Raw genomic sequence first — 13,143 nt, forward strand, 5'->3', positions numbered from 1 at the left:
AGGGCTGTGTCAGGCGTATCCATTTGCGTGCTCCTTCGGAGAAAACGAGTGTGCAACTCCCGTTTTACTCCAGTCGGGCTTTCTGTCGCTGCCCTCCCACATAGCATCTAGGATTCAGAAGCAGGTAGCGCCGACGAGCATGCCACACCGATGGTGATGGCGATGACCAGCGCGACTGCGTATGCGGCATTCAGATCGAAAACGGCAACGCGCGCGCCCTTGTCGAGCATGTAGCGCGGTTGCGAAGCCGAGTCAGGAAGCGCCTCCGGTAATAACGATGACCTTGTCCTGAATACGCATATAAGTACCCTCTTGGGTATATCTGTTAAAAGGCACTGACGCCAGTCAGCCTGCGACCGATAATGAGTTGTTGCATCTGGGTCGTCCACTCGCGCCCAGGGCATGCGGTCGGCCAGCACAGCCAACGGGTGGCGTAGGTCGGTCATGGCGTCCAGGCGGCTGCAAAAGAAAGCGGGCGTGCTCGTTGGCAAGGTTCTCAACACCCAGAAAGCCACTCAGATCGATATTGTTTCCGGGCGCTCTGAAAATACGCTCCTCCGGCAACCCCTTGTCACGCTTACCCTCGACCAATTCTGAAGGACCACATCAATACATCGTATGCTTGTTCTGCTCGATCGCCTTGTGCGTGACTTTGCCGCGCATCACGCGATACACCCAGCCGGTATAGAGCAGCACGATCGGCAGGAATACGATGAGCGCACCGAGCATGATTCCGAGTGTCAGACGGCTCGACTTCGAATCCCACACCGTGAGGCTGCTCTTCGGATCGAACGACGACGGCATGATAAACGGGAACATCGAGAAGCCCGCGGTCAGGATCACGCCTGCGATCATGGGCCCGGTCGAGATGAACGCGGTCTTCTCGGGGCGCGAGCCGGCGAGGACGAGCGCGAACAGGCCGCCCACGATGCCGACGACCGGCGCCGCGATCATCCACGGATAGTGCGAGTAGTTCGCGAGCCACATGCCAGCACCAGCTTCGGCGGTCTTGAACAGCGGGTTCGCGACCGCGCCGGATTCGTGATCTGATAGCCGCCGATGAGCGTCGCCACCAGCACGCCGGCGATCACGAAGAACACGACTGCGGGGAGCTAAGCGCTGCGCAGTGCGATCGACGCACACCGCGCGATCACGCCATCGGTCTTCATTTTTACGAACGCCGCTCCGTGCGCGGCCAGCATCGCGACGCACACGAGCCCGCACAGCACCGCGAACGGATTGAGCAGCGAGAAGAAGCTGCCGTGATACGTCACCCGCAAGTCGTTATCGAACGAGAACGGCACGCCTTCGAGCAGATTGCCGAACACGAGCGCGGGCACGAAGCCACCGACGAAGACCGCCCAGTCCCATGCGCTGCGCCAGCGCGGATCGGCGCGCTTGCTGCGATAGGCGAAGCCGACTGGCCGGAGGAACGGCGAAAACAGCACGAGCAGCATCGCGAAGTAAAAGCCCGAGAACGACGCCGCGTAGACGAGCGGCCAGGCGGCGAACATCGCGCCGCCGGCGGTGACGAGCCACACCTGGTTGCCTTCCCAGGTGGCGCCGACCGTATTCACGACGATGCGGCGCTCCTCGTCGGTCTTGCCGATGAAGGGCAGCAATATCGCGGCGCCCATGTCGAAACCGTGGGTGAGCGCGAAGCCGATCAGCAGCACGCCGATCAGCACCCACCAGATCAGCTTGAGGGTTGCGTAATCCATAATGATTCTTTCCCTTGGTTAGAGTCGCGGGTTCGCGTGTCTGAGCATGTCTCGTCAGGTAGTCTTGCGGCCCGAGAGGGCGGCGCGATCCCGCTCGCCGAGTTCGTGGTGATAGCGCCCCGTATGCAGCGACGACGGGCCGAGGCGCGCGTACTTGAACATCAGCGTGATCTCCACGATGAAGAGCGCCTTATAGAACACCACGAAGCCGGCGACGCTCAGATACAAGTCTCCGGCGGAAAGGCGGGTCGGCAGGATACCGGCGATCGCCCACGGCTGGCGGCCGAGCTCAGCCACGACCCAGCCGAATTCGGCGACGATCCACGGGAGCGGAATTGCCCACACGGCCCAGCGCAGGAACCAGAGCTTGTTTTCCTGCAGGAGCGTGCGCCGAGCGCAGAACCGGAACGCCGCGACGAACGCCGCGAGGAACAGGATTCCCAAGGCGACCATGATGCGGAACGAGAAGAATACCGGCGCGACAGGCGCAATCTTCTTCTTCGCCGCCGCTTGGATCTGATCCGGGGTCGCGTCGGTCACTTTCGCCGTGAATTGCTTGAGCATCAGGCCGAAGCCGAGGTCGTCCTTGTACTTGGCGAAAGTCGCGCGCGTGGCGTCGGTCGTGTCGCCTTCCTGGATCTTCTGCACTTCACCGGTGTTGTAGCCGGATTCGTCGCCGAGCACGATCACGGACCGCGTCGATGCCAGGCCGAAGCCCGCGGCGATCGCGAACGAGCGCAGCGCGAACTGGGTGTCGCGCTTCTTGAGCAAATACCACGACGAGATGCCGAGCACGAACATCGACGCCGTCACATAGCCCGCCGACACCGTGTGCACGAACTTCATCTGCGCGACCGGATTGAACACGACCTGGAAGAAGCTCGTGAGCTCCATGCGCATCGCTTCGTAGTTGAGCTCGGTGCCGACCGGATTGTTCATCCAGCCGTTGGCGACGAGAATCCACAGCGCCGACAGATTGGAGCCGAGCGCCACGAGAAACGTGACGATCAAGTGCTGGACCCTCGACAGCCGGTTCCACCCGAAGAAGAACAGGCCGAAGATGGTTGACTCGAGGAAGAAGGCCATCAGCCCTTCGACGGCGAGCGGCACGCCGAAGATATCGCCGACGTAGTGCGAGTAGTACGACCAGTTAGTGCCGAACTGGAATTCGAGCGTGAGGCCGGTGGCCACGCCCATCGCGAAGTTGATCCCGAAGAGCTTGCCCCAGAACTGGGTCATGTCTTTGTAGACCTGCTTGCCAGTCATCACGTAGACCGCTTCCATGATGACGAGAAGCCACGAAAGGCCGAGCGTCAGCGGTAGAAACAGAAAGTGATTTAGCGCCGTGACGGCGAACTGCAGTCGCGACAGGTCGACGACTTCACATGCTGAGCATGTTGATCTCCTTGGGACGGGTGGGGCCCCGGCACGGCGAGCAGCGCCTGTGCAACTGCGGCTGGAGACATCGACATGTGCTCTGCCTGCGGGTGGTTGAAGAAAGCGTATTTGAGCGCCATCAGGAGCACCAGCTTGATCGCGAGCACGACGGTGATGTCGCGCGCGAGCGTCGGGCCATGCACCCAAGCGGCAATGCGCACCTTGATGCCGCGTCCGGGGCGTGGGCGGACGCGCTTTTTGCGGCGCATTTTTATTGATGAGTGTGGTGGTCATGATTGTTTAGGGACGGTATTGTCGTTAGCACTCCACCCGCATGGCTTCCTGCTCAGCGCACGGGGTTCACTTCACTGAAGAGCCGCTGATTCAGGAACGGCACGTTGGCGCCGACGCGCGCCAACAGCACGATAAACTAGTACAACATCCCGCAATTACTTTTAATAATTAATTGCATGGTTTATCCTGGCGGTATGAGTCGAGGACGCCACGCAACGCCAGTGAAGCTGGCCAGGAAGGAAAGACAGGAGCTGCAGTCGCTGATCCGACGCACGACGGCCGCACAGCGCGATGTGACACGGGCGCGCATCGCGTTAATGGCTCACGAGGGCTACACGAGTGCGGTGATCTCACAGGAACTGGGCGTGTCCGTGCAGACCGTCAGCCAGTGGCGCCAGCGCATTGCGCGGCAAGGCGCGCAGGGGATTCGGGAGGGAGAGCGCAGTGGTCGTCCGTCGCGTATCACGCAGGAGACGCGGCTGCAGCTGATCGCACTGGCGTGTGAAGTGCAGGAAGCGCAAGGTCGGGCCACGCCGACGCTCGATGAGATTGTGACGCGTGCAGTCGAGCGAGGGATCGTCGAACAGATCAGTCGCAGCCATGTGTAGCGCATCCTGCAGGCTGGCGACGTTCGCCCGCATCGGGTGCAACAGTGGCTGCATAGTCCGGATCTGGCCTTTCGCGAGAAGGTCAACGTGATCTGCAAGCTGTACCGCAAGGCGCCGAAGAATGCGGTGGTATTGAGTATTGACGAGAAGGCCGGCATCCAGGCCATCGAGCGCAAGCATCCAGGGCGCGCCCCGGCAGCCGGACGGTTGTGCCGCCGGGAATTTGAATATATCCGTCACGGTACCCAGTCGCTGATTGCCGCGCTGGATGTTCATACCGGACGGCTACTGGGAAGCTGCCGCGACCGGCGTACCCAGGACGACCTGGTGACTTTCATGGACAGTGTGGCAACCGCGTATCCGGGCAAGCAAGTGCATGTGATCAGGGATAATCTGAACACGCATCGCGCCTAGGCCGTGTGGCAGGCATTCAATGCGCGGCACGATGGACGGTTTCATTTCCATTTCACCCCTTTGCACGCGAGCTGGGTGAACCAGATCGAACTGTGGTTTGGGCTCTATACGCGCCGTGTGCTGCGTCACGCCAGCCACACCAGCACGGCGCATCTTCGCGAGCGTACAGAGCAGTTCATCCGCGATCGCAACCAGACGGCACGTCCCTTCAGATGGACTTTCCGGGGCTACCCGTTACAAACTGGCGCGTCCTGAACCGGAGCTGTCATGCCTGCCTTACCCGCGAACATCATGCAAGCGAACTGCAGCGTTAGCTGCGCGAATTGTTGGGCCACGACCAGGTCGTCACGCAGGCTTACGGGCGTCATCTGCTGATCAAGCGTCTGGACAATCAGGAGCCGACCGTTGTGGCACGCCTGAGTGAACTCAGCCGCAATCTTTATGGTGCGGCCTTTCGAAGCCATAGCGGGCGATGGGAACCCCTACCTGGCTCAGGTTCGCTCGCCGAAATGGCCCAACTGGTTGTCACGCTCCTGCAGCCTTATTTGCAGCCAGACAATTACTAAACCTATTTGAGGGATGTTGTACTAGCCTGCTGCCGACATTACAGCGGCAGTGTGTGCGAGATAGCCTGCAGGCAGGCCGTCATCAGCGGACCCGGAACGATGCCGAGCACCAGCACGGCCACGCCGTTCAGCGCAAGCAGCGTGCGGTTGCAGGCGCCGGCCGAGATCGGCGTCGTGTCCTGCGGCGCGTCGAAGTACATCAACTTGACGATGCGCAGGTAGTAGAACGCGCCGACCAGCGACGTCATCACGGCCAGCACCGCGAGCCACGTCAGACCTGCGTTTACCGTCGCTTCGAGCACGGCGAGCTTCGCGTAGAAGCCGACCGTCGGCGGAATGCCCGCGAGCGAGAACATCATCGCCATCATCACGAACGCGAAGACCGGGCTGCGCTGGTTGAGACCCTTGAAGTCGTCGAGCGTTTCGGCTTCGAAATCGCGGCGTGCGAGCAGCATGATCACGCCGAATGTACCTGTCGTCGTAACCAGATACACGATGCTGTAGAACATCGCCGAACCGTACGCGCTGGCCGCGCCACCGGCCTTGCCGTCGACAACGCCCGCCAGCAGACCGAGCAGCACGAAGCCCATGTTCGAAATCGCCGAGTAAGCCAGCATCCGCTTGATGTTGCGCTGGACGATACCCGTGATGTTGCCGACGATCATCGATAGCGCCGCGAGAAGCACGAGCATCTCCTGCCAGTCAACGGCGAGCGGCAGCAGCCCCATCACGAGGAAGCGCAGGCCCCACGCGAACGCCGCGACCTTCGGACCGCCGCCGACGAAGAGCGTCATCGCGGTCGGCGCACCCTGATAGACGTCCGGCACCCACATATGGAACGGCGCCGCGCCCATCTTGAATGCAACGCCTGCGACGATGAAAACCACGCCAAACAGCAGCACGGCATCGTTGATGCGGCCCGAAGCAACCGCCTTCAGTACCTCGTTGAGTTCGAGCGAGCCCGTCGCGCCGTAGAGCATCGAGATACCGTACAGCAGGAAACCCGTAGCCAGTGCGCCAAGCACGTAGTACTTCATCGCCGCTTCGCTCGATTGCGCGACGTCGCGCCGCACCGCGACCATTGCGTACAGCGACAGCGACATCAACTCGAGTCCGAGGTACAGCATCAGGAAGTGGTTGCCCGAGATCATGATCAGCTGGCCGAGCAGCGAGAACATGCCGAGCAGGAACACGTGATCGCGAAACAGGTCGCGATCTTCGAGATATCTACGCGAATACACGAGCGAGGCAGCGAAGCCAAGCGACACGACCGCTTTCATCACGCTGGCGAATGAATCGATCACGATCATCCGCGAGAAGAAATAGTACTGGTGCGAATCGAATGACTGGATCGCGAACCACACGCCCGCCGCGGTCGACGACAGGAGCGCGATGAGGTAAGCAAGACGCCGGTTCGTTGCTTCGGAGCAGAAGTCTCCCACCCGGGAGGCGATCGCGATCGCGAGCACTACCAGCGCGTCGGGCAACAGCACATGTGCGTCTTGCATGATCTTTATGGCCCTTATGAAATCAGGTGAGTTAAGCGGCCTGCGAATTGATCGAGGAGAAGTCGGCCGATCGAGATTGACACATATCGGTGCACACAACCTCAACCTAGAACGATCCCGCGACCGACCCGATTGCGATCACTATAACGAGCGCAAGGAGCGCGCCAACAATACCCACCATCACAATGTCGCGATAGCTTTCGCGATGTGTCGAGCCACACACCGCGAACAGCGTGACGACCGCGCCGTTGTGCGGCAGGCTGTCCAGCGTACCGGAAGAAATCACCGCCACACGATGCAGCAACGCCGGATCAATGTGATGCTGGGCAGCCAGTTGCAGGTACGTGCTGCCGAGCGCATCGAGCGCGATCGTCATACCGCCGGACGCCGAACCTGTCAGTGCAGCCAACAGGTTAGTCGCTACCGCTAGCGACACCAGCGGGCCGCTGCCGATGCCAAGTACCCATTCGCGGACGAGCGCGAACGCAGGCAGCGCAGTGAGCCTCGCCTGTTTCAGCAATACGAGTGTAACGATGGCCACCCCGAGTGCAACGCAAACGCCCCACACCCCACCGACAGCTCCGAGCGACGTCGCTCCCCAACGGACTTCAGCCAGATAAGACGCGTCGAGCCGCGGCAATACGACGACGTTCATGATGAAATTCACGCCCACGACGATCACCAGCGGAGCAATGGCGATACCGAACGACGGTATGATCGGGGAGACGTGGCCATGGTCGATCTCCACCGGATCAAAGCTCTGCGAGACAGTCGCACGCTCACCCACGAGGCCAGCGTCGTGCGCAGCCCCAATTTCCGGCATGGGGTGTTCAGCCGCCTGGGTTGTAAAGCCTTCGCCGAGAGCGCGTGCCCGAGCTTCCTGTCTGTCCAGCCACCAGAGTCCGAATCCGGCCATCACGAGGCTTGCGATCACCCCGAGCCCGGGTGCGGCGAACGGCGTCGTGCCCAAGAACGGTATCGGAATCGCATTCTGGATCGCCGGTGTACCCGGCAACGCCGACATCGTGAAGGTCGACGTACCGAGCGCTATGGCTGGAGGCATCAACCGGCGCGGAATGTTTGCTTCCTGAAACAGCGCCTGCGCCATCGGCGCCAGTACATAAAAGGCAACAAATAGACTGACGCCACCGTAGGTAACGAGCGCACCGCCGATCACTACTGCCAGCATCGCGCGGCGTGCGCCTAGCCGCTGCGTCATAAAACTCGCGATGGCCTGGACTGAACCGCTATCCTCCATCAGCTTGCCGAATAGTGCGCCAAGCAGGAACAGCGGAAAGAACTGCCCGACAGAACGCGCCGCGCTAGCCATGAAGGTCTGCGTCCAATGCGCGAGGACCGGCTCGCCGGAGATGCCCGCCGCCAGCATCGCGCCAAGCGGCGCGAGCAGCAACACGCTCCAGCCGCGATACGCAAGCCAGATCGGCAGGCCGAGACTGACAAGCATGCCGGTCAGTCCGAGGCCGAGCGCGAGAGGAGTGAGTGCCACTGCGCCCATAGTCGTACTCCAGCGAGGGCTCTGTCACGTTGAATGGTGGGAGGCATGCTAGCACCGAGGGCGAACCCATTACCATCCAGGTCAGCCCCCCTCTACGTACCCCGATCGACGGCCGTTGGTCGGCAGCCGCCACGTTTCGCTGCACGGCGTCACAAACAGTTCATCGAGATTCAAAGCGGTGCCACGCACGCGAGGGGACCAACCGCAAATCCGACCGTTTCATACCTGCTCAAGAACCGTATCGAGTAGGGAGTCAAGATCAAAAGTCGATCGATTGCCAAGATCTGCCGCATGATCCCTTAGGAAGAGATCCATACATTTGCGCCCTTCTTCTCGCAACATGCCGAGAAACTCCCACTCTGCGTTGAGCTTGGATGACACGCCGAGTTCGACCATGCGTGGGCTTGCGATTCGGTGAACGCGCGCGTCAGCCCATTGTTCCGCCCACGCTGCGTGCCCCGGACCTTCGTCGACAAACAAACGCTGGAACATGGCAATGCCACGCAACTCCTTCTTGAGGCTTGAATTGAATGAAATCTCGTTCAGCCGATTAAGAATCTCCGACGCCGTTTTGGGCACGCCGGGCCGCTCAATCGGATTGATCTGGACAAGCAGAATATCGCGCGCCTTGCTTTCGCGAATAATCGGCGTTAGCAACGGATTGCCGGAAAAGCCGCCATCCCAGTAGGGGTCGCCGTCTATCTCGACTGCCTGATGTACCAATGGCAGGCATGCCGAAGCGAGAACTGCCTCGACGCTTATATTCGCATTACGGAAAACGCGCGGCAGACCCGTGCGGACATTGGTGGCGGTGACGAACAGCTTGATCGGCGATTGCTTCAACCTTTCGAAATCGATGCTCTCCTCCAGAATGGTCCGCAGCGGATCGAAGTTCGTCGGGTTGGTTTGATAAGGGGAAAACAGGCGACTGACGAGATCGAAGAAGATATAGCCAGGAGAATTATCGAGCGACCAGTTGCCCATCATCACGTCAACGGGCGTCCGCTGGAATGGGCTGTACCGCGCCGCATCGCTCACCCGTCGCCAGAACTGCTCAAGGGCCGCCTTTGCACCTTCTGTCCCGTCCAGCGTATATCCATGCACCAGCACAACAGCGTTCATCGCTCCGGCAGAGGTACCAGTGATGCTTTCAATCTTCAGCCAGGGTATTTCGAGCACCCGCTCAAGCACGCCCCACGTAAAGGCACCGTGAGCACCGCCACCCTGCAAGGCAAGATCGATCGACAGAGGATCGTGATTCTCGACAGAGGCCTTAGGGTCGTCGTGATGTTGCGTGACCATTGTCTTCACCTTATTGGTCTTGATCCGAACATTGCGGAAGCTGAGCCACCAGTTGCCTGTCAACTACAGGTGCCGCACGTGCGCTTGCCGGACGGCTCGGTACGCCACGACAGATTGACAATGCGTGCCCCCGCGGCAAACGGCATCTGCTGCGCCAGCATCAGCACCAGCGCTTCGAACAGCAACGTGAAGCCGTCGAGTTGGCCGACTGCCATCTGTTCGTGGTATGTGGAACTCGCGCTCGCGTCGTTGAACCTGTCGGGCGTGACCACGGTGGCAATTGACGAAACCTCTCACATGATGATAGTGCACGAGCGCGGCCATTGACACCCATCCTCAATGCCGGTCGAACCCGGCAAGAGCGCATTGCCCGATCCTGTACCGTCGTGAACTCACCATCGACGGTCTCCTTGAGCATCACGTCCTTGCTGACGTCGGGCCCCGAAATGCCCAGCGCCCTCACTCGCGAGCACATGGTCAGGATCAAAATTTTAATCAGGTGCGTACGGCGATCGGTCCGGCGCCCAGAACATGGCGCGGTCGCGGCGTGAAGCGGCTGCGAAGCGACTGTTGGACCAAAGTCCAATTGTTTTAACGGGCCGCAAACTCCACTATTTACATGGACCGGGAAGAATTCGAGGCGGGAATGTCTTTCATATCGTCATGTCATTTTGCCTCTTTCGAATTCCGAGTGGGTGGCGTGAGGCGTCAAGGGCGGGCGCGGGCCCGGCGAAACGGACCCTTGACGTGTGCGGGGTAGATAAACTGCAAGACAAAGCGAACAATGGCTCAAATGTGCCGCAAAGCCCTTAATCGTCTTCGCGTCGCGCCCGGGCGTGACGAACACGACCCGCCGCGCCTGCATGTCGGCGACCAGCGTCAGATACTCGTGACTGCGCCGGTACGATCCCTGGCGCCGGCTGAGACCTTCAAGAGTTGATGTGCAGACAACGGACGGGCATCGTGATCGACAACGCGCTTCGCAAGACGACCGACGGAATCTCCACCTTCCTGAAAATGGAATCGGCGGGCGGATTGCTGCTCATGGCCGCAGCAGTACTCGCGCTGATCTTCAGCAATTCACCGCTCCGACACGCTTACGACGATCTGCTGAAGATCCCCGTGGAGGTGCGCTTTGGATCGTTAATCGTTGCGAAGCCGCTTCTACTGTGGATCAACGACGGTTTGATGGCTATTTTTTTCCTCCTGGTCGGACTGGAGGTCAAGCGTGAGGTTCTTGAAGGTGAACTATCGACTCCCGCACAGATCGTGCTGCCTGTCGTCGCCGGCGTGGGCGGAATGGTAGTGCCCGCACTCATCTATTTCCTTATCAACCGTGGAAATGGCGCGGCCCTGAATGGCTGGGCCATTCCCACGGCCACTGACATTGCATTTGCACTCGGCATTCTTTCGCTGCTCGGCGACCGCGTGCCGGTGTCGCTGAAAATATTTCTGACTGCAGTGGCGATTGCTGACGACCTGGGCGCAATCGTCATCATCGCGCTGTTTTATACCGCCGACCTTTCGATCACAATGCTTCTTTTCGCGCTCGGGGCGGTTGCGGTGCTGATTGCCTTGAACCTTCTGAAAATCACGCGCATCGCACCTTACGTTATTGTCGGCGTGATCCTGTGGGTATTCGTTCTGAAGTCCGGCGTTCACGCAACGCTCGCAGGCGTTGCGATCGCTTTCGCGGTGCCGTTGAAGACGACGGACGCGCAAGGCCACGCTCCGCTGCACCAGCTTGAACATAGCCTCCACCCCTGGGTGGCCTTCGCCGTATTGCCGATCTTTGCTTTTGCCAACGCCGGCGTCTCGTTCGCTGGCGTGACGCTCACAGCGCTGGCAGAGCCGCTACCGCTCGGCATCGCCGTAGGTCTTTTCGTCGGGAAGCTCGTCGGCGTCTGCGGGGCGAGCGCCGTGCTGGTTCGGCTCGGTCTGGCCAGGCTTCCTGAGGGCTCCAACTGGCGTCAACTGGTTGGCGTCGCCGCATTGTGTGGTGTCGGCTTCACCATGAGTCTGTTCATCGGCTCCCTCGCTTTCGAAGGCCCCGAATATTTCACGCCCCTCCGGTTGGGCGTGATCGCGGGCTCAACGCTATCGGGCGTTACCGGTTATCTGTTTCTCAGGTTTGCGTCGGCTCATTCCAGGACTGCCCCGTCGGGCGTGGCTAACTAATCGACTTCTGAGGCGGAGAAGGGCATCGTGAACCTCGACACGCTGGAAACGCTGATGGCTGCTTCCCTGATTCTTCTGCTCGGGCGGCAGATCCTTGCCCGGGTACGCGTACTGCGAACTTACACCATCCCCGAACCGGTGGTCGGCGGCCTGCTTGTCGCGCTGCTGGTTTTTGCGATAAGCAGTACCTTAAAAATCGACGTGCGTTTCGATACAGCGCTTCAAGCGCCGCTTATGCTCTCTTTCTTTGCCACCATCGGCACCCTTGGCCGCACGATTGTCTCAGCGGGTGCTGCGAACTATAAGGGCGGCAGTGCTGCGGCTGCGGGAGCAACATACCGCTCGCAGAACGGCAAGTGGCTTATTAACGGTGCCGTGTCTGTCGCGTTGAGTGGCGATGGAGGCGTGCGCGCTCAGGTCGGTTATGAGTTCTAGTAACTGGTCGCGACAGATAATCTATGCACTTATGGTCTGTCGGAAGTTGATATTTCACGCAACTGGCTGCAGGTTTTTTCGACACCTGAAATTGGCTGGCAGCCTTTGTGGACCTGGCTCTTGCCTCCATGATCAAATTCGCTCGACTCCCGATCCTTTGGGAGTCGAGATGGCGAAAAACCAACTGCGGCATGGGATTCCAGTGGAACTAACCGATGCGCTGTTCGACTAATTTGTCTTGCCTCTTCTTACACGTGGGCGTCGTGGACCGGTGCCCAGATTGCCCTTGTGCAAGATCTTCAACTACATCTGAAGGTGCTCTATCTGGGCTGCCAATGGAAAGCGCTGCCGATCGACAAGGACCCGGCTGGTCTGCCTGAAATCCACCCCGCCATTCTCTACCGCATCTTCCGGCGCTGGACGGCCGATGGCTGTCTGGACGCCATACTGCCCGGTTCGGTATGCCAACTTCACGAAGATCAACTTCTCGATACGTCTGTCGTTCACCGCGACGGCACGACAACCGCAGCGAAAAAAGGTGGCGACAACCTCGGCTTCCGCGGCCACAAACACATCAAGGGCGACAAGGCTGTGGTTTTCTGCGATCGCAACTGCAACGTGATCGCGCCGTTCGTTTCGGCACCCGGCAACCGCAATGAGTCACCGCTGCTACGCGAGGCGTTGCCCCGGCTCACGCAGACCGCCCGCGCGATTGGCCTGGTGGGCGGCGCCATCGTCAGCCTGGATGGCGTCTACGACTGCCGGGCCAACCGCAAGGCCATCTTCAATCGGGGCATGACGCCCAACATTAACCCCAACCCGCGTGGCCGGAAGACCCCGAAGCGAGGTCGCAAGCCGCTGTTCGATCCAGTCATTTTCGACGAACGCTTCAGCACCATCGAGCGCGTCTTCGCTTGGGAAGACAAGTTCCGGCGCCTGCTGCTCAGGTTCGAGCGCATCAGTCTGGTGCACTACGCATTCAAGATGCTCGCCTACACGATGATCAACCTGCGGCACTACTGCCGCCACTGACGATATCGTCGATGATCAGGTCTTCCCCCGGCGCTGCGCGCCGCGATTGCGCTCGTCCGCACCATGCCGAATTAATTCGGCTACCATCATAAATGATCACGAGTCTCTCCATTTCCGGCCTCGTTCACCCAGTGGCTCCGCCCATCGACTGCACTATTGCCGGACACAATCGAAACCTGCAACCAGTTGCTA

8 protein-coding genes and 4 pseudogenes are annotated in these 13,143 nt (G+C 60.1%); 4 read left to right on the forward strand and 8 right to left on the reverse strand.

The window, feature by feature from the left end; translation table 11 throughout:
* Nucleotides 1–606: 606 nt before the first annotated feature.
* The 3 genes and pseudogenes from cydB to cydP all read right to left on the reverse strand — a co-directional run bounded on the left by cydB (nucleotide 607) and on the right by cydP (nucleotide 3,367).
* A pseudogene (gene cydB, locus KHO33_RS35440) lies at nucleotides 607–1,721 on the reverse strand (cytochrome d ubiquinol oxidase subunit II).
* Between the two features lie 54 nt (nucleotides 1,722–1,775).
* Entirely contained in the window at nucleotides 1,776–3,092 is a 1,317-nt protein-coding gene (locus KHO33_RS35445; protein WP_200568443.1) for a cytochrome ubiquinol oxidase subunit I, read from the reverse strand.
* A complete protein-coding gene (gene cydP / locus KHO33_RS35450; RefSeq protein ID WP_200568440.1) occupies nucleotides 3,059–3,367 on the reverse strand; it encodes a cytochrome oxidase putative small subunit CydP in 309 nt (102 codons plus the stop codon). The genes KHO33_RS35445 and cydP overlap by 34 nt, the downstream gene beginning before the upstream one ends.
* Nucleotides 3,368–3,586: 219 nt before the next feature.
* On the opposite strand from cydP, the pseudogene KHO33_RS35455 reads away from it, so the two are divergent.
* A pseudogene (locus KHO33_RS35455) lies at nucleotides 3,587–4,669 on the forward strand (IS630 family transposase).
* Between the two features lie 349 nt (nucleotides 4,670–5,018).
* Here the strand turns inward: KHO33_RS35455 and nuoN are convergent.
* The 5 genes and pseudogenes from nuoN to KHO33_RS42330 all read right to left on the reverse strand — a co-directional run.
* Nucleotides 5,019–6,488 (reverse strand): NADH-quinone oxidoreductase subunit NuoN, encoded by a 1,470-nt coding sequence (gene nuoN / locus KHO33_RS35460; protein ID WP_200568439.1) that lies wholly within the window; start codon nucleotides 6,486–6,488, stop codon nucleotides 5,019–5,021.
* A gap of 106 nt (nucleotides 6,489–6,594) precedes the next feature.
* Complete coding sequence (locus KHO33_RS35465; protein ID WP_200568438.1) at nucleotides 6,595–8,004, reverse strand: GntP family permease; 1,410 nt, start codon at nucleotides 8,002–8,004, stop codon at nucleotides 6,595–6,597.
* Between the two features lie 219 nt (nucleotides 8,005–8,223).
* The gene (locus KHO33_RS35470) at nucleotides 8,224–9,306 is read right to left on the reverse strand and encodes a patatin-like phospholipase family protein (RefSeq protein WP_200568437.1); all 1,083 of its coding nucleotides are present in this window, start codon (nucleotides 9,304–9,306) and stop codon (nucleotides 8,224–8,226) included.
* Between the two features lie 107 nt (nucleotides 9,307–9,413).
* Nucleotides 9,414–9,512: pseudogene (locus tag KHO33_RS35475) on the reverse strand (transposase family protein); the annotation flags it as partial.
* A gap of 161 nt (nucleotides 9,513–9,673) precedes the next feature.
* Nucleotides 9,674–9,772: pseudogene (locus tag KHO33_RS42330) on the reverse strand (3-hydroxybutyrate dehydrogenase); the annotation flags it as partial.
* A gap of 473 nt (nucleotides 9,773–10,245) precedes the next feature.
* Here KHO33_RS42330 and nhaA point away from each other — a divergent pair.
* The 3 genes from nhaA (at nucleotide 10,246) to KHO33_RS42345 (ending at nucleotide 12,951) form a co-directional block, all read left to right on the forward strand.
* Nucleotides 10,246–11,484: a Na+/H+ antiporter NhaA gene (gene nhaA / locus KHO33_RS35485; protein WP_200568436.1), complete on the forward strand. Its 1,239-nt coding sequence runs from the start codon at nucleotides 10,246–10,248 to the stop codon at nucleotides 11,482–11,484.
* A 27-nt stretch (nucleotides 11,485–11,511) separates the two neighbouring features.
* Nucleotides 11,512–11,919: a YadA C-terminal domain-containing protein gene (locus KHO33_RS42340; protein ID WP_236074766.1), complete on the forward strand. Its 408-nt coding sequence runs from the start codon at nucleotides 11,512–11,514 to the stop codon at nucleotides 11,917–11,919.
* 288 nt (nucleotides 11,920–12,207) lie between these two features.
* On the forward strand, nucleotides 12,208–12,951 hold the full coding sequence (locus tag KHO33_RS42345) for a transposase (protein WP_236074769.1): 744 nt from the start codon (nucleotides 12,208–12,210) through the stop codon (nucleotides 12,949–12,951).
* The last annotated feature ends 192 nt before the right edge of the window (nucleotides 12,952–13,143 follow it).

It is taken from the genome of Paraburkholderia nemoris (genome assembly GCF_905221015.1).
GTDB lineage: Bacteria > Pseudomonadota > Gammaproteobacteria > Burkholderiales > Burkholderiaceae > Paraburkholderia > Paraburkholderia nemoris.

Excerpts from the sequence above, each read along its gene's own strand:
- cydP (WP_200568440.1), bottom strand. The coding sequence starts at position 3,367 with ATGCGCCGCAAAAAGCGCGTCCGCCCACGCCCCGGACGCGGCATCAAG.
- nhaA (WP_200568436.1), top strand. The coding sequence starts at position 10,246 with ATGTGCAGACAACGGACGGGCATCGTGATCGACAACGCGCTTCGCAAG.
- nuoN (WP_200568439.1), bottom strand. The coding sequence starts at position 6,488 with ATGCAAGACGCACATGTGCTGTTGCCCGACGCGCTGGTAGTGCTCGCG.
- KHO33_RS35470 (WP_200568437.1), bottom strand. The coding sequence starts at position 9,306 with ATGGTCACGCAACATCACGACGACCCTAAGGCCTCTGTCGAGAATCAC.
- KHO33_RS35465 (WP_200568438.1), bottom strand. The coding sequence starts at position 8,004 with ATGGGCGCAGTGGCACTCACTCCTCTCGCGCTCGGCCTCGGACTGACC.